Raw genomic sequence first — 18,260 nt, 5'->3', positions numbered from 1 at the left:
AAATTTAGTTTATTTTTTATAATATGTCACTCCCCTACTATCTCTCTCAACCTATTTGATTCAACCGAGAGAGACTATGAAGCTGAATAAGACGTTAATCGCACTTTCAATGGTCAGTTCACTCCCCGTTTTGGCCGCAGGGGGCTCAAAACCTGTGGGTGACATTACTGCCTATGGTAAGCCAGCGAGTGAGCACACGATTCAAGCGAACCACACCTTTGCAGAGAGCTTAGATTTTGCTGATGTGGACGCCTTTGCCAATAACGATAAAGGGCTTATCGTTCCCCTGACAAATGAAACACGTAAGAGTTTAAGCGATCGCTTCTCACACCTGCATAAGGGTCAGTCTATTGCTGCAAACGCGCCAGATACGGTCAACCCATCACTGTGGCGACAGGCTCAGCTCAACCACTCTGCCGATGGGCTCTATCAAGTTCGTGAAGGTATTTATCAGGTGCGAGGCACCGACCTCTCATCAGCCTCATTTATCCGCAGTGAAAATGGCTGGATTGTCTATGATGTGTTGCTCACACAAGAAGCCATGGCAGCATCACTGGACTTCTTTCTAGATAACGTACCTGAGGGCGGCGATCTTCCTGTGGTTGCAATGATCTACTCTCATAGTCATGCGGATCACTTTGGTGGCTCAAGAGCCATTAAAGACCGCTTCCCTGATGTTAAGGTCTATGCCCCACATGGCTTCATTAAAGAGACCGTTGATGAAAATGTATTAGCAGGCAATGCCATGTCACGCCGTACTGCTTATCAATACGGTAGTACCCTAGGCAAAGCCTCTGAAACGGGCGCAATAGATGCTGCACTCGCCAATGGCTTGTCACAAGGCATGATCACGCTAGTCGCACCAGATGAAACCTTCCCGAGCAGCGAAGATCAAAAATTCTATAGTACAACGATTGATGGGCTAGAGATCGTCTTTATGGATACCGCTGGCACTGAAGCGCCATCAGGCAGTGCCGCTTATATTCCTTCAATGAATGCGCTCTGGACAGGTGAGATGATGTATCACGGTATGCATAACATCTACACGCTACGTGGTGCAAAAGTGCGTGATGCCCTCAAGTGGTCAAAAGACATCAATGCGATGATCAACGCGTGGGGTGGCGATATTGAATACCTCTTCGGCTCTCATTCATCACCGATTTGGGGTAATGAGAACATCAACGAATTTATGAAGTTGCAGCGCGACAACTATGGTTTTGTCCACAACCAAACCCTGCGCTTAGCCAACAACGGTATGGTGATGCAGGATATTGGCGCCAAGATCACGGATGAACTTCCTGAGTCTATCCGCCAAGCATGGCACACCAATGGCTACCACGGCACATATAGCCACAACGCACGTGCGGTCTACAACATGTACTTAGGGTACTTTGATATGAACCCGGCGAACCTCAACCCACTGCCAGTCAAAGAAGAGGCAGAAAAATTTGTTGAGTACATGGGCGGCGCCGACGCTGTAGTGAAAAAAGCCAAACAAGACTTCAGTGAGGGTCACTACCGCTTTGTGTCAACTGCACTAAACAAAGTGGTGATTGCACAGCCAGATCACCTTGAGGCACGCAAGCTACTCGCAGACAGCTTTGAACAGCAAGGTTATCAAGCCGAAGGAGCGGGTTGGCGAAATATCTTCTTAACGGGCGCACAAGAGTTACGTATCGGTACCATGCCTGGCGCACCAAAAACGGCATCGCCGGATGTGTTAAGTGAAATGACGGTCACGAACCTGCTTGACTACTTAGCCGTTCAGGTCGTGGCAAAAGATGCGGATAAAGTGCCATTCACCATGAACATTGCCGTGCCTGATATTGATGAGAAACACTTTGTTGAGATGTCGAACGGCAACCTTAGCAACATCGAAGTATCAGATTTTGGCCAGTCAGCCGATGCGATGCTAAGCATCAACAAAACCGACCTGACGAAGATCTTACTCGGTGAAACCACCATGGCAGACCTTCTCAAATCAGGTCAAGCCAACATCGAAGGTAATGTTGAGGTATTGAACAAGCTGCAATCGGTCTCGGTTCGCTTCGATGATAAGTTTGAAATCGTACCTCGCCCTGAAGAGGGGCAGAAAGTCGATGCGCAACTTTACGGCCCTGTGAAAAGCGCCCTATAACAATGACTCAGTAATACTGCGTCTGCCTGCTCTAACTCATAGAGCGGTTCCTTTGACCGTAGTGCATGCTAACGCTACGGTCTTTTTTCTTCTTTGACACTATGGAAAGTGCGAACTGGAGTCTATATGTCCACTCTTTCCTTATTGAATTGCTATCAAGCGAAACTATCTCGTCACTTCGTTGTTCTATTACTATCTCTTGCACTCTCCTTGCCAGCGTTGTCATGTACTCTTGATGGCGGCGCATTGTTTCAAACCCTAGGGACCATGCCACAAGGCACATTCTCTGTCGCATTGGCCATCAATGACGCGAAACAGAAAGAGACACTGACGATATCTTCTAAGCACAGCCAACGCTTAGATATGATCATGTGGCAAATGCAAAAGCAGCTTGAACCACAATATAATGGAGAGGTGTTTGATGTCAGCTTATATGAGATCTCTGGAAACCATTTTATTCAATTAACGGGCAACGGTGAAACCGTCACCGCGACTGCGCATCTTTTACCTAAAGAGAATAACCAAGCATTTATAGTCAGCGATGCTTCGGTGCTTTTTGCTTTGGCCAATCAATCCCTTTCCTTCACCAAGGCGCGGGAACTTGGGTTGTGGCAAAGTCATGTAAAAGCGATTAATCTGGATAGATTGCTTTTTCGCGCCTTTAGCTAAACCTCTACTGCGCCCCCCATACGAGATCATTTTGCATGGATGCTAATTCTGACTATATCGCCCAAAAGTCACACGACCTGTATTTGTGGACACTTGAACACCTGGCCCAACACAGCATCGACTTTTCTCAATGGCAACATGAGCCGATTTTAGACTTCGTCACCGATGTTAAAGTCGCGCAGCAGCTTGGTTGGCAAGGTGTCCACAGCAAAAGCTTGTTCTTAAAACTAAAAGGGACAGAGCGCTATGCTGTCTACCTCACCGATAAAGACTCGCGTCTGGATAGCAAAGCGATAAAAGAGGTTCTAGGCAAGCGAGTGTCGATTTGTCCCGATCAAGAGATGGTGGATAAGCTGGGGTGTTATCCCGGTGCAGTGTGCCCTTTCGGGCTTGAAGATGAGATTAGTTTAGTCATCGATAAACGCCTTCTCGAAGCAAATGAAGTGCTCTATACCCCCGGAAGGCCAGACATCACCTTTGGTTTATCACAATCAAGCCTCAAGCAACTACTCACTACTTTGAGCAACCCTATTCACTTGCTTTAATACCAGATACAAAAAACGAGGCCAAATAGGCCTCGCTTACTTTATCTTCGTTTCTTGGTATTCAATGTCTTAAATCTATTGAGGCTTACGCCTCAACTTTATTTAAATGCACATCCATTTGTGGGAATGGAATTTCAATACCAGCTGCATCTAAGGCTTCTTTGATTGCTTGTTGAGAATCAAAGAATACGTCCCAATAGTCGGCAGTTTTGCACCATGGACGAACTACGAAGTTAACCGACGAATCTGCTAACGCTAAAACGCCGATCGTCATATCAGGATCTTTAAGAATACGCTCGTCTTTTTCTAGCGTTTCACGGATCACTTGCTTCGTCAGTTGAAGATCTGAATTGTAAGAAACACCGATTACCATATCTACACGGCGTGTATCGTGACGAGAATAGTTAGTGATTGCACCGTTGATCACAGAAGCATTCGGAACCACAACCATCTTGTTATCTGGTGTTTTTAGAACGGTTTGGAAGATCTGAATTGACTCGACTGAGCCAGCAACACCACCGATTTCAACGTAATCTCCGGACTTGAATGGGCGGAAAGCCACAATCAATACCCCTGCAGCGAAGTTCGATAGTGAGCCTTGAAGAGCAAGACCGACTGCTAAACCGGCAGCACCAATAACCGCAACGACTGAAGCGGTTTGTACGCCGACTCTGCCTAGTGCTGCAATAAGAACAATCACAAATAGCAGGTAACGAACTAAACCATGGATAAACTCAACGACCGCTTTATCCATTTTTTTCTTTTCGAGCACTTTCGAAACGCTATTCGCTACCGCTTTAACGATGATATTACCGATAAATAGAATCAGTAGTGCAGAAAGAATATTCACTCCGTACTGAATCAATAGATCGCTATTATTCGTTAACCATTTTTCAGCTTCTGCAACTCCATCCACAAGTGGAGTCTCAATGCCTGTTGATTCTGTTGACATAGTTAATCCTTAAAATATCTAACCTAAATGTCCCTGTGTCTTAGATATAAAAAATAAGAGCACACACGAGCATCTGCTGTTGGCTATTGTTACTTCTATTAAAACCAAACAGAACACTCACTCTTTTGGAGCGGCGGCATTTTACCAACAACCACCTAAAAAACAGCTCTTTATTGAACAACTTTCACTATTTTCTTACAGCCTAAGCAACTTTTTGACGACTTTCCATACTTTTGTTGCCATTTCGTTAATAATTCATCTTTAGGCACAAAAAAACCCGCTCAAAGAGCGGGTTAGATATATTAGATGTGACGATTTAATTCAGTCGAATTATAGTACGTCTACAGCGTTTAGGTCAGCGAATGCTTTCTCTAGGCGAGCAACCATTGAAGCTTGACCAGCACGTAGCCATACGCGTGGATCGTAGTACTTCTTGTTTGGCGCGTCTTCACCAGTAGGGTTACCGATTTGACCTTGTAGGAAGTCACGGTTCTCAGCTTCGTATGCACGAACGCCGTCCCATGTAGCCCACTGTGTATCAGTATCGATGTTCATTTTGATAACACCGTAGCCGATAGACTCTTGGATTTCTGCTTCAGTAGAACCAGAACCGCCGTGGAATACGAAGTTTAGAGCGTTAGGTGCGATACCGAACTTCTCTGCACAGTATGCTTGAGAGTCACGTAGGATAGTTGGAGTTAGAACAACGTTACCTGGCTTGTAAACGCCGTGTACGTTACCGAAAGAAGCCGCGATAGTGAAGCGGTGTGAAACAGCGCTTAGTTTCTCGTATGCGTAAGCAACGTCTTCTGGAGAAGTGTAAAGCTCAGATGCGTCCATATCAGAGTTATCAACGCCGTCTTCTTCACCACCAGTACAACCAAGTTCGATCTCGATTGTCATGTTCATTTTAGCCATGCGCTCTAGGTACTTAGCACATGTTTCGATGTTCTCTTCTAGAGACTCTTCAGAAAGGTCTAGCATGTGAGAAGAGAATAGAGGCTTACCAGTTTGCGCGAAGAACTCTTCACCCGCGTCTAGTAGACCGTCGATCCATGGAAGAAGTTTCTTAGCAGCGTGGTCAGTGTGCAGGATAACTGGAACACCGTAAGCTTCAGCTACAGCGTGAACGTATTTAGCACCAGCAACAGCGCCAAGGATTTGTGCACCTTGACCTTCAAGTTTAACGCCTTTACCAGCGAAGAAAGCTGCACCGCCGTTTGAGAACTGAACAACAACTGGAGACTTAACTTTAGCTGCTGCTTCTAGTACTGCGTTTACAGAGTCAGTACCAACAACGTTTACTGCAGGAAGAGCAAATTTGTTCTCTTTAGCTACTTCAAATACTTTCTGTACGTCGTCGCCAGAGATAACACCTGGTTTTACGAAATCGAAGATCTTAGACATGGAATTAATCCTATATATTCTGTCGTTTAAAATTAACTGTTACGTTTAAATTTTTGCAAACGTTTGCTCACAACACGTCGAATTCTAGCAGAAATCAATTAGGCGTGCAGCAAACAGAAAAGCGGGAGAATAACTCTCCCGCTTTTACAAAGTTACTTAGCGCGCTCTTCTAGCATCGCTACTGCTGGAAGTACTTTACCTTCAACAAACTCAAGGAAAGCACCGCCGCCTGTTGAGATGTAAGATACGTCAGCTTTGATACCGAACTTGTCGATAGCCGCTAGCGTGTCACCACCACCTGCTACAGAGAAACCTGCAGATTCTGCGATTGCTTTAGAGATACCAGCTGTACCTGCTTCGAAGTTCTTGAATTCGAATACGCCTACAGGGCCGTTCCAAAGGATAGTTTTCGCGTTGCCGATGATTTCAGCAAGTGCTGCTGTTGAATCTGGACCTAGGTCGAAGATCATGTCGTCGTCAGAAACTTCTGAAACATGCTTGATTTCAGCTTCAGCGTTCTCGTCAAATGCTTTCGCACATGCAACGTCAGTTGCTACTGGGATAGAACACTCTTTCATTAGTTTCTGAGCAGTTTCAACTAGGTCAGCTTCGTATAGAGACTTACCTACGTTGTGGCCGTCAGCAGCGATGAACGTGTTCGCGATACCGCCACCAACAACAAGTTGGTCAGCAACTTTAGATAGAGACTCAAGAACCGTCAGCTTAGTAGATACTTTAGAACCACCAACGATAGCCACTAGTGGACGCTCTGGGTTGTCCATCGCTTTACCTAGTGCTTCAAGTTCAGCAGCTAGTAGAGGGCCTGCACACGCTACAGGAGCGTTCATGCCAACACCGTGAGTTGATGCTTGTGCACGGTGCGCCGTACCGAATGCATCCATTACGAATACGTCACAAAGTGCTGCGTATGCTTTAGATAGTTCTTCTTCGTTCTTCTTCTCGCCTTTGTTGAAGCGAACGTTTTCAAGAACAACTAGCTCACCAGCGTTAAGCTCTAGACCGTTTAGGTAGTCTTTCGCTAGTTTAACGTCACACTCAAGTGCATCGTTTAGGTAGTTAACAACAGGTTGTAGAGAGAACTCTTCTGCGTACTCGCCTTCCGTTGGACGGCCTAGGTGAGATGTCACCATCACTTTAGCGCCAGCTTCTAGACACATTTTGATAGTAGGAAGTGATGCAAGAATACGTGCATCTGAAGTTACTTTGCCGTCTTTTACTGGAACGTTAAGGTCAGCACGGATGAATACGCGTTTACCTGCTAGATCCAGGTCAGTCATCTTGATTACAGACATGATTTGTCCTCTCAACTTAATAATTAATGTTTGTTAAGCCCGGCATCCGGCCGAGCTCGTTAATCCTTCAAACTACTAACGAATATGGAGACTTTATATTTATTTTCAAGTGAAAAATAAATATTTCTCTCGATCCCCTTATTCGCTCTTGTCTGATGCTTGCATTGCCAGTGCTGTATCCAGCATTCGGTTGGCAAAACCCCATTCGTTATCGCACCAGACGAGCATCTTGACGAGATGCCCATTGCTCACTCTTGTTTGGGTTCCATCAACGATCGCACTGTGGGGATCATGATTAAAATCGATGGAAACGAGCGGCGCTTCAGTATAGTCAACGATACCCCGTAATGTACACTGAGAGGCATTCACAATGGTTTGATTTACGTCATTAACTTTCACATTTGTATTAATTGTGACACTTAAGTCCATCGCGGTCACATTTACCGTCGGTACACGCACAGAAATGGCCTCAAATTTGTTAGAAAATTTCGGAAAAATTCTTTCAATCCCTTTATGAAGTTTTGTATCAACAGGGATGATGGACTGACTCGCTGAGCGAGTTCGACGTAAATCAGTGTGATAGGCATCAATGACTTGCTGGTCATTCATTGAAGAGTGAATCGTGGTGATGGTGCCAGAATCAATCCCAAACGCATCATCGAGAGCTTGGATGATTGGCACAATACAGTTAGTCGTGCACGAACCGTTTGAGACCACCTTGTGCTCTGCGCGCAAAGTGTCTTGGTTAACACCATAGATAATTGTGTTGTCTAAATCGTTGCTGCCAGGGTGAGAAAACAGCACTTTGTCTGCACCAGCTTGAATGTGCGCCTGACCATCTGCCTGTGAGCCAAATACTCCGGTGCAGTCGAGCACGATATCGACCCCTAAGTCTCGCCAAGGAAGCAGATCAACCTCTGCCAAATGCAGAATACGGATGGAATCGTATTCACCACTTTCATGGTGAACGTAGATGTGTTCTTGATCGTTGGAGATGCGCTTATGAAAACGCCCATGACTGGTATCATATTGAAGCAGGTGAGCCATCGCATCCGGTTGGGCCAACTCGTTTACTGCAACGACCTGAATCTGTTGATGCTTACCGCTTTCATAAACCGCTCTAAGAACATTGCGCCCAATGCGGCCAAATCCATTAATGGCAACTCTTAACATCGCCTTATCCAATCACGTCATTTTTCGTGCTGCAAAGTCTAACTCAATACGCTCTTATACCCAAGTAATGAGACCCAGTTCACTATACGAATCTGCTTTGTGATCTGGCGCATTTTTTCAATCGTGTGACCCATGAGGCATTTTGTTTACCCTCAAGAACATACAAAAAGACCGAGCAATTGCTCGGCCTAATCCAATCGGATGTAACGAATTACTCTTCGTCGTCATCTTCTTCTGGGTAAATCGCGTCTTCACCCTCGTAGAACGTACCCCACCCGTCATAGATGATGTCGTACTTCTCTGCAAGATGGACCAGCTTTTCTACCTGTGCATCAATCGCTTCTGCATCAAGTGCAGACTCCATTGTTGCATCACAGCATAGAAGCTTCTTGCCATCTTCATCTTCGGTTTCTTCTGCTTCTAATACTTCAAAGCCCATTTTGAACGCTTCAACAACGGCTTTTTCTAGCTTGTCAAAATCTTCAGCGAACAGATGGTGCTCAATGTCGTAAAGCGAGTCAGGATCGCTACCATCTTCCAGCAAAGCTTGAATGATACCGCGGGTCTCTTCCTTCTGAAATTCAATCAATTCTTCAACAGACATGTATTCATCTTCATGAGACATATTAAGGGACTCCAAGGTCAATAAGTGATGGTTTGAGATTTCGTGGAAATATGGCACGGATCTTTATCAAATACCAGATATTCGCACATAAATCGCTTGCTTAAGGCCAATTTTCAACATTTAACTAACAATAGTTGCTGACAAAGGGATTTGGTGTTTTATGGTAGCTCTAATTTCCTATCTGCACCCAGCGTTCTGCTTTAGTATGGCAATTGAACGCATAGAGCTCTATATAAACCCTCCTTAGTCGCATAGACAGTCAAATTAGCTCGAATTGACTACAACGCCGTTTTTGAAACAATATCTTACAAAACATCCCGAACTAAAAATTGTTATCTGTCTAAGTGAGCTTTTACAGTATGAGCGCCCTACTTTTTGACTTGCATCTTTATAACAAGCTTGTCATAAATACGGGTTAGGAATAATTGGTAAGGATACAAAATGAGTAAGTTGTACGTTGGGTCCGAGGTTGGACAATTAAGGCGAGTGCTACTTAACCGCCCAGAACGCGCGCTCACCCACCTCACTCCATCAAACTGTCATGAACTGTTGTTTGATGATGTACTGGCTGTTGAAGCTGCAGGTGAAGAGCACGATGTATTTGCAAATACATTGCGTAATCAAGATGTCGAAGTACTGTTATTGCACGACCTTCTCGAAGAGACACTGGCGGTACCTGAAGCCAAAGCCTGGCTACTCAACACTCAAATTTCAGATTTTCGTTACGGCCCGACTTTCGCTAATGACCTAAGAGAATACTTAGCCTCAATGGATGACCACCACCTAGCCACCGTGCTTCTTGGTGGATTGGCCTACTCTGAACTTAAGCTTAAGTCGGACTCGATGCTACCTAAAATGCACCGACCTCTCGACTTTGTCATCGAGCCTCTGCCTAACCACCTGTTTACTCGTGATACCTCTTGCTGGATTTATGGCGGTGTTTCATTAAACCCAATGATGAAACCGGCTCGCCAGCGTGAAACGAACCATTTACGTGCCATTTATCGCTGGCACCCAGTGTTTGCTGGCCAAGACTTTGTGAAGTACTTCGGTAATGAAGACTTGCACTACGATAACGCCAATATTGAAGGTGGTGATGTTTTGGTTATCGGTAAAGGTGCGGTGCTCATCGGTATGTCTGAGCGCACCACACCACAAGGTGTTGAGAACCTCGCCGCTAAGTTGTTTGCTAATGGCCAAGCGACACAAGTCATCGCGATTGAACTACCGAAGCATCGCTCATGCATGCATCTTGATACGGTCATGACCCACATGGATATCGATACCTTCTCCATGTACCCAGAGATCATGCGTAATGACTTGCCCACTTGGCGAATCTCACCGAAAAATGGCTCAGTAAAAGTTGAGCAAGTCCCGAACTTCATTCATGCGATTGAGCTCGCACTTGGGTTGGACTATCTCAAAATCATCACTACGGGCGGGGATAGCTATGAGGCAGAACGTGAGCAGTGGAATGATGCCAACAACGTCCTTACCGTAAAACCTGGTGTTGTGATTGGTTATGAACGTAACGTCTACACCAACGAAAAATACGACAAAGCTGGGATCACTGTTCTCCCTATTCCGGGTAATGAGCTTGGACGAGGCCGTGGTGGCGCTCGCTGTATGAGCTGTCCTATTGAGCGTGATGGGTTATAACAGCAAAAGGATCATGGTAGGCCAAAAGCTTTTGCAACCCCATAACCCAAATGCAAAAAAAGCAGCTTAACGCTGCTTTTCTTTTGTCTTTATGTGGTGAGATTACTCTGTACCACCCACCGTTATTGCATCGAGTTTTAGCGTAGGTTGACCAACCCCAACCGGAACGCTCTGGCCCGCTTTACCACACACACCCACGCCACGGTCGATGTCTAAATCGTTACCGACCATAGACACTTGCTGCATAGCTTCAATGCCTGAACCGATTAGGGTTGCGCCCTTAACTGGTCGAGTGATCTTGCCATCTTCAATCAAGTAAGCCTCTGACGTTGAGAACACAAACTTACCTGAAGTGATATCTACCTGACCGCCACCGAAGTTAGGTGCATATAAGCCTTTCTTAACCGTAGAGATAATCTCTTCTGGGGTATGCTCTCCTGGTAGCATGTAAGTATTAGTCATACGCGGCATTGGTAGATGCGCATATGATTCACGTCGTGCGTTACCCGTTGGGTTAACCCCCATCAAGCGAGCATTGAGCTTATCTTGCATGTAACCTTTCAATACACCGTTTTCAATCAGGGTATTGTATTGACCATTCACACCTTCATCATCGACATTCAATGAACCACGACGATCGGGCATCGTGCCATCATCGACAACCGTACAAAGGCTTGAAGTAACCTGCTCGCCCACTTTACCGCTAAACACAGAAGACTCTTTACGGTTAAAGTCCCCTTCAAGGCCATGACCTACAGCTTCATGTAATAATACACCCGGCCAGCCAGAGCCTAAGACCACAGGCATTGTGCCTGCAGGTGCCGCGTCCGCTTCGAGGTTAATCATCGCTTGGCGAATCGCTTCATCGGCGAAATGATACGCACGTTGCTGACCTTCCATATCATCAAGGAAGAAATCGTAGCCCATGCGGCCACCGCCACCCGCGCTGCCTCGCTCACGGCGACCGCCACGCTGTGCTAGCACGCTAATAGACAGACGAACTAACGGACGAATATCACCTGCAAACGTGCCATCGGTTGCAGCCACCAGCATCTGCTCATGCACGCCGCTTAGGCTCACTGATACCTCTTGAATAAGTGGCTCTTTGGTACGAATGTAGGCATCAAGCTCTTTGAGTAGCTTGGTCTTTTGCTCTTTCTGCCAAGAATCCAGTGGGTTTACCGCAGTGTAGAAGGATTGATTATCGCTACGGTTGAATGCTTTTACCTTGCCATTTTGACCTTGCTGGGCAATGCCACGAGCGGCAATCGCACTCTGCTTTAGGCTATCAAGTTGAATTTGATCCGAATAAGCAAAGCCCGTTTTCTCACCGGTGATGGCACGGACACCGACACCTCGGTCGATATTGAAGGAGCCATCTTTAATGATGCTGTCTTCCAACACTAACGACTCGTGCCAGCTAGATTGGAAATAGATGTCAGCGTAATCAATCTGACGAGTAGCGATACTTGAAAGCGTATCGGCGATATCTTGCTCGGTTAATCCTGCTGGGGCGAGAAGTGCCTCTTCAATGCGGTCTATGCTCATAAGTCGCTCTTATATAAATACTAAGTGAATCATCTTGAACTAAATCAAGCGATTTTGAAATCTTGAATGCTGTATGACAGGCATATTCTGCCTGAGCTCATTCACAACGGAAAGGTCTATATCCGCGACACCGTTTTGTGCGCGTTGACCCAATTCGAGTAACACCTCACCCCAAGGGCTGATAATCATCGAGTGTCCCCATGTCTCTCTGCCACAAGGGTGCACACCGGTTTGATTGACGGCCACGACATAGGCTTGGTTTTCGATGGCTCGAGCCATCAAGAGTGAACGCCAGTGTGCCTGACCTGTCACGGCGGTAAATGCCGCTGGAACAAGAAGGATATTGGCGCCTAAACGAATCAGTTCAGAGTAAAGCTGCGGGAAGCGTAGGTCATAGCAAATGGACAGGCCTAAATGGCCGAAAGGTGTCTGGATGGTTTCAATTTTACTGCCTGGGGTAAAGGTTTCAGACTCTCTATAGCTACGATGTGTGTCATTCACTTCCACATCAAACATATGCAGCTTGTCGTAATGGGTAACCAGTAGCCCCTGATCGTTAAACACCAAGGTTGTGGTAGAAACCCCACTGCTGCGTTTGATCGGCATACTACCAATGATCAACCAGATCCCCGCTTCTTTGGCAAGCAAACCTAATTCGAGCTGAAGTGGTCCCATACCAAGGTGCTCGGCGACTCGGTGATAATCTTCTTTGCGACCGAACACCAATGCGTTTTCAGGCGTGATGATCCATTTCACTCCTTGCTTCGCTAAATGGAAGACCTGCTCTTTAATATAAGCGAGATTCTTATCTGGGTCTGGCCCGGATGTCATCTGGATAATGCCGACACGTTCCATGTCTTTTGTTCCTTATTTGTCTGCTTCCGCTCTTAACTCTTCTGGTAAGGTAAACTCGCCACGACTGCGTGACATTTCACTCACGGTAGGGGCATCAAATGGGCCTTTCACCTCATAGTTAACCTGTGTGAAGACCTCTACGATAGGTGATACGACCGTAGTGATAGCCAGAACGTACAGCGCGGTTTGTGGTGTAACCGCAAACGCCGTTAAGACCGGAATACCTGAGGTAATATCCGGGGTAAAGTTGACTTCAGCATCCACCGTTTGATCATTTAGGTTTGCTAAGCCTTTAATACGCATTTCACCTGCAATAGCGTCCATCTTAATGTTGTTAGTGAGGAACACTCCGTTACGGAATTGGCCACTACCCGTAATCGAGTTAAACGCCATACCGCGGTCAAATACATCGGTAAAATCAAGCTGCATCTTGCGAATGATCGAATCGAGACTGAACATGCCAAGCAAGCGCGCAGCACCACTCACATCAGAGATAATGCCCTTGCCAAGCTTGATACTAGCATCACCTTGTAGAGTATCGACTTTCATCGACCAAGGCGCGCCATCCCAGCGGGTTTGCCCCTTAAACTCAAACGGTGCCTGTTGAATACCGGAGCTAATACCAAAGCGCTCCATCACATCACTGTTGTTATCGCCTTTCACGTCTACTTTCAGCTTTGTATAGCTTTGATCTTCCGTCAATGTCCATTGCGACGAAATATCCACTTGGTTACTGCCACTTTCAATCTGGATCGACTTCCAATTGAGAGTGTCACCTTCTCTTTGTAGATCAACATTGACCTTACCCACCTTGTAACCCTGCAACCAAAAATCATCAATCTTGAGATCAATGTTGGGGATGGTTTGGTGTAATTGACGATCCGCATCAGAAATCAATGGCTGATCCGGCTCAAGGCTTTCTATCAGAGTCGGCTCATCTGCTAATGCTTCATCAAGGCCTGGCACATAGATATTCAGATTCTCTAAAGCCACCGTCAGGTTAGTACCATTTTGATAATCGGCCTTACCCGTTGCTTGCTGACTCTCTAAACTGAACGTCCAATCATTGCCTTTATTGCGCGCACCAAAGTTAACATCGTGCCAATCTATACCGGCGAAGGTGAGAGTTTTCACATCTAAGTCGACACGCTGTGGCATTGGAACTTCAGGGGTATTGAGCTCATCAATCACCACTTTAACTTGCGGCGCTGCCTGCTCCGATAAACTCATCCATTCATCTAAGTTAAAGCGCGGCGATCTAATTTGAGCACTATGCCCAGCAATAGGACTGATTTTAAAACTGCCATTGCCCACCACTAAATGCGTCGCACTAAGCTCTGGGCGATCTGGGCGCAGGTCAATTTCCGTCTGATATTTAGCTCTCGGCAACTCGAGTCGTGCAGAAACCATTTGCTGGTTGCCAGACGCTTGCAGCTTAACCGAACCAGCTTGGTTTTTCGGCTTATCAAGCGGGTACGGGTAAGTACTTGCTAACTGGTTAAGATTAGCTTCACCTTCGATTTGATACGTAAATCCGACATCGTTAAGCTGAATATCTAGCCCCATATGCCAAGGGGCATGACCAGACAGTGGGTTCAACCAACGCGCTCCAACATAAGGCAACAGAGGCTCAACTTCCCAGTCACCTATCACATCAATACCTACCGAGTAACCACGCCCTGCATTTTCGCCAGCAAAGTCGATTGAAACGGGTTGCTTGAGTAGATCAGCATTCAAGCCTTTCGCAGTCACAACATCATTATCAAACTCAATCGAGCCAGTAACAGATTCAAGTATCATTGGCGGGGCATCAATGGTGACAAAGTTATCTTTAAGATCCGCTTGACCCCATGCTCGCGCTTCACCTTCATCACTAAACGGAATGCTTAATTGGAAACTGGCCTGCACGTCCCCTTGAATATCAATCGCTGTCAGCGCTGCACCCACAGAATCGACAAGGGGTGAAGCTGTCATATAGTCTCTTACCGCAGGGCCTGGGCCATAAGCCTGCGCCTCAATCTCAATATGACCGTCACCACTCAGTGAAGGGATACGCCCTGTCACTCGTGACGCTTTAAGATCCATCAGGGTTGCAGAGCGTGAATCGAGATACATCGATTCATTTTCAAACAGCAGATCCAGCTGCAAATCGGTAAGCAGTGGCCACGATGTTTCAAAACTGTATTTTGCGTCTTGTAAGCCGACCCAAGCTTGGAATATGCCGTTATTTTGTTTGTAAGGGAAATGACCGAGTTCGCCATACCAAAGCAGTTTCGCCGTTTCTACACGACCACCTTGAATAGAAGTCGATAAGTAGTCGGTTAGACCTTGGCCTAGAGCCAACGTTGGCAGGTAGCGCCAAGTCTGGCCGGCATTGAATAGATCCGCTTCTGCATAGAACGACAAGAACGGACTTTGATCTTGTGGAAAGTCTAAACGGAAAGCCCCAAGCACCTGAATATCAGGCGTCGCCGCGGTGACTTTATCAGACCATAGTGACCAGCCATGTTCATCACGCTGCCAGACAATATCGGTGTGGGCTTGACGCATATTGAGCGACGCTTGAAAAACATCACCATAAGGCAGTACGTCGTCAAACAGAGAGAGGGTCGCCTTCGCTTGATAAGCATCACCCGCGACCGCGACGTTGGCATGATGTACCCCGGGAAGCAGTCCCCACTGAGTCATCCCAACATTATATAGATCAGCAGAATAGGTGAGTGAATCAATACCCCCCGCCATTGAAATACGCAGGTCTTCCACCTGCCCTTTTGGCGCTAGCTCAGTCAGAAATTCTGAGGTACTTTCCGAATCAGGAAGCAGTTTGACCAAAGGGGAAACGGCCGCAATATCGAGTTCAGATAAGTTAAGACGCCAGCCTTTATCGGTAATATCAAAGGCGAGATCTAACTCAGGCCACTCGGTATCATCAGTGCGAACATTCAGTGAGTGACCACTTACTTTTAGGCCATTATCTAGAGGAAAAAGCTTAAATACGCCAGACTCCACCAGCAATTCGTGCTTTTCACCCTCGATCCAAATCAGGTCTGAAGGCATCACTTCTAAGTACGCATCCACTGGCTTGCTATTGGCCAATGTTAACCAAGCCGCAAAACTCAACTGACCGCTTTGAATACCGGTTTCTGCCTGCAAATATTCCGTCATCCAAGGGCCAATCGACATCGAGTCAGCCTGAACATAGAACTCACCAGACACATCTGCAAGTGATCCATGGTCGTAAAAATCAGCACTGACTTTCAACTCATTGAGGTATGCATCAGACACACTGACCACACCTTCACCACGGTGACGCTTACCACTGTTATTCCAGCGCAGCTTGTTGATTTCTAAAGAGCGCGGCTCGCCATCTATCGCAATGTAGCTAATTTGTGAGTCATACAGAGAGAAGTCTTCTAATTGGCGTAAAAACAGCTGCTCAACTTGGCGTAGTGGCTGGCTACTATTTTTCGAATCACTCGGCTTTTGTGCCTGCGTATTGCGACCAAACAAGTCAACCGACTGTAAGTCCATATCTAAGCCATGAACATTCAGCTCAGCAATGATCGGCTTGAGTGACAGCATAGACCGGATTAAATCAAACTCGATATCTAAACGCTGCGCCGACATATGAATATCAGAGGCTGCGGGTAAATCAACACTGATGCTCTGCAGCGAAATCGAAGGATGGGTGTTACGCCAATACCCACGTACATCGTCAATTTGCAGATCGAGTCCGGTGTATTGGTTTACAAAGTGATGGATTTCACCTTGGAATTGATTGAGCTTAGGTAAAGTGACACGCAGGGCTGTGACGGCAATAGCGAGAACCACCATTGCCGTAACCAATAACCACAAAATACAGTGCCAGAGGCGTGTCATCGACTTACTCACTCGAGCCTCTACATCATGACAACGTCAAATTGCTCTTGAATGTAGAGCGGCTCGGCTTGAATACGCACCTGTTTGCCAATAAAGACTTCCAGCTCAGCCAGTGCATGCGACTCTTCACCCTCGAGGGCCTCAGCAACCGCAGGCGCGGCGTAGACTACAAAGTTGTCGGCATCATACGCACGGTTAACACGGGTGATTTCACGCAAGATTTCATAGCACACCGTTTCAACGGTTTTCACACTACCTCGACCTTCACAGGTTGGGCAGCCGCTACAAAGCACGTGCTCAATACTCTCACGGGTACGTTTACGCGTCATCTCGACTAAACCCAACTGAGTAAAGCCATTGATGTTGGTTTTAACTCGGTCGCCACTTAACGCCAACTCTAATGAGGTAAGTACTCGCTTACGATGCTCTTCAGATGCCATATCGATAAAGTCGATAATGATGATACCGCCCAGGTTACGCAGGCGGAGCTGACGGGCAATCGCCTGAGTCGCTTCAACGTTCGTGTTGAAAATCGTCTCTTCAAGATTACGACGACCAACGAAAGCGCCGGTATTGATATCAACCGTCGTCATCGCTTCTGTCTGGTCAATGATCAAGTAGCCACCAGACTTGAGCTCAACTTTACGCTCAAGTGAACGCTGAATCTCATTCTCGGTATCGTACATGTCAAAGATGGGCTTTTGGCCTTCATACAGCTCTAGCTTGTCTGCAAGCTCAGGAACGTATTCACAGCAAAACTCTTTGAGGTTTTCATACTCAAGGCGCGAGTCCACCAAGATTTTGGTGAGTTCAGTGCCGACAAAATCACGCAACACACGATGAGAAAGACCAAGCTCCCCGTAAAGCGTGGAACGCGTAATGTACTTGCTGCGGCGCTCTTTCACTTTGCCCCATAGGCGCTTCAAGAACTTGGCATCTTGCGCCAACTCCTTGCAATCGGCCCCTTCTGCGGCAGTACGAATAATGAAACCACCATCTTCATCACAGTATTGAGAAACAACTTTCTTCAATCGATGGCGTTCGTTCTCGCTCTCGATACGCTGAGAAACCCCAACGTGGCTTGCGCCCGGCATAAACACCAGGTAGCGCGAAGGTAGAGTAATGTCGGTCGTTAGGCGTGCGCCTTTAGTGCCTAGTGGATCTTTCACCACTTGCACAACAATATCTTGGCCTTGGCGAACCAGCTCAGAGATATCACGCACTTGAAACTGCTTCTTCTCATTCTCGGCCACACATTCAGTATGTGGAACGATATCAGATGCATGCAAAAATGCCGCTTTGTCCAAGCCAATATCAACAAAAGCAGCCTGCATGCCTGGTAGCACTCGACTCACTTTGCCCTTATAAATATTGCCAACGATGCCACGTTTTGCCTCTCGCTCCACGTGGACTTCTTGAAGGGCTCCCCCTTCAATCATCGCAACTCGAGTTTCACTCGGCGTTACGTTAATCAGTAACTCTACGCTCATGTGCGCAC

At 46.6% G+C, this 18,260-nt stretch carries 13 protein-coding genes; 4 read left to right on the top strand and 9 right to left on the bottom strand.

Annotated features, from left to right (window positions below):
* Positions 1-58: 58 nt before the first annotated feature.
* The 3 genes from QWZ05_RS14860 (at position 59) to QWZ05_RS14850 (ending at position 3,351) form a co-directional block, all read left to right on the top strand.
* Positions 59-2,137 (top strand): alkyl/aryl-sulfatase, encoded by a 2,079-nt coding sequence (locus QWZ05_RS14860; RefSeq protein WP_390216784.1) that lies wholly within the window; start codon positions 59-61, stop codon positions 2,135-2,137.
* A gap of 126 nt (positions 2,138-2,263) precedes the next feature.
* Positions 2,264-2,806 carry a hypothetical protein gene (locus tag QWZ05_RS14855; protein ID WP_264877827.1) on the top strand — a complete coding sequence of 181 codons (543 nt, stop codon included), beginning with the start codon at positions 2,264-2,266 and terminating at the stop codon, positions 2,804-2,806.
* A gap of 35 nt (positions 2,807-2,841) precedes the next feature.
* A complete protein-coding gene (locus tag QWZ05_RS14850) occupies positions 2,842-3,351 on the top strand; it encodes a YbaK/EbsC family protein (protein ID WP_290299153.1) in 510 nt (169 codons plus the stop codon).
* Between the two features lie 85 nt (positions 3,352-3,436).
* Here QWZ05_RS14850 and mscS read toward each other — a convergent pair whose 3' ends face one another.
* The 5 genes from mscS to rraB form a co-directional block, all read right to left on the bottom strand.
* Complete coding sequence (gene mscS / locus QWZ05_RS14845) at positions 3,437-4,303, bottom strand: small-conductance mechanosensitive channel MscS (RefSeq protein WP_264877825.1); 867 nt, start codon at positions 4,301-4,303, stop codon at positions 3,437-3,439.
* A 330-nt stretch (positions 4,304-4,633) separates the two neighbouring features.
* Positions 4,634-5,710, bottom strand: coding sequence for a class II fructose-bisphosphate aldolase (fbaA, locus tag QWZ05_RS14840; protein ID WP_264877824.1), 1,077 nt, complete (start codon positions 5,708-5,710; stop codon positions 4,634-4,636).
* A 152-nt stretch (positions 5,711-5,862) separates the two neighbouring features.
* A complete protein-coding gene (locus QWZ05_RS14835) occupies positions 5,863-7,023 on the bottom strand; it encodes a phosphoglycerate kinase (RefSeq protein ID WP_290299152.1) in 1,161 nt (386 codons plus the stop codon).
* 138 nt (positions 7,024-7,161) lie between these two features.
* Positions 7,162-8,196 carry an erythrose-4-phosphate dehydrogenase gene (gene epd, locus QWZ05_RS14830; RefSeq protein ID WP_290299151.1) on the bottom strand — a complete coding sequence of 345 codons (1,035 nt, stop codon included), beginning with the start codon at positions 8,194-8,196 and terminating at the stop codon, positions 7,162-7,164.
* 211 nt (positions 8,197-8,407) lie between these two features.
* The gene (gene rraB, locus QWZ05_RS14825) at positions 8,408-8,821 is read right to left on the bottom strand and encodes a ribonuclease E inhibitor RraB (protein WP_290299149.1); all 414 of its coding nucleotides are present in this window, start codon (positions 8,819-8,821) and stop codon (positions 8,408-8,410) included.
* A 441-nt stretch (positions 8,822-9,262) separates the two neighbouring features.
* Between rraB and arcA the strand changes: the two genes are divergently transcribed.
* Complete coding sequence (gene arcA, locus QWZ05_RS14820; RefSeq protein ID WP_264877820.1) at positions 9,263-10,480, top strand: arginine deiminase; 1,218 nt, start codon at positions 9,263-9,265, stop codon at positions 10,478-10,480.
* A 102-nt stretch (positions 10,481-10,582) separates the two neighbouring features.
* Here arcA and tldD read toward each other — a convergent pair whose 3' ends face one another.
* The 4 genes from tldD to rng are packed head-to-tail and all read right to left on the bottom strand — an operon-like array spanning position 10,583 to position 18,252.
* Positions 10,583-12,028, bottom strand: coding sequence for a metalloprotease TldD (gene tldD / locus QWZ05_RS14815; protein WP_290299146.1), 1,446 nt, complete (start codon positions 12,026-12,028; stop codon positions 10,583-10,585).
* A gap of 39 nt (positions 12,029-12,067) precedes the next feature.
* Positions 12,068-12,883: a carbon-nitrogen hydrolase family protein gene (locus tag QWZ05_RS14810; protein WP_264877818.1), complete on the bottom strand. Its 816-nt coding sequence runs from the start codon at positions 12,881-12,883 to the stop codon at positions 12,068-12,070.
* A gap of 12 nt (positions 12,884-12,895) precedes the next feature.
* Positions 12,896-16,774: a YhdP family protein gene (locus QWZ05_RS14805; protein WP_290299144.1), complete on the bottom strand. Its 3,879-nt coding sequence runs from the start codon at positions 16,772-16,774 to the stop codon at positions 12,896-12,898.
* 8 nt (positions 16,775-16,782) lie between these two features.
* The gene (rng, locus tag QWZ05_RS14800) at positions 16,783-18,252 is read right to left on the bottom strand and encodes a ribonuclease G (protein WP_264877816.1); all 1,470 of its coding nucleotides are present in this window, start codon (positions 18,250-18,252) and stop codon (positions 16,783-16,785) included.
* Positions 18,253-18,260: the final 8 nt, after the last annotated feature.

The organism is Vibrio agarivorans, assembly GCF_030409635.1.
Lineage (GTDB): Bacteria > Pseudomonadota > Gammaproteobacteria > Enterobacterales > Vibrionaceae > Vibrio > Vibrio agarivorans.
This window is presented reverse-complemented; position numbering and strand designations above follow the sequence as displayed.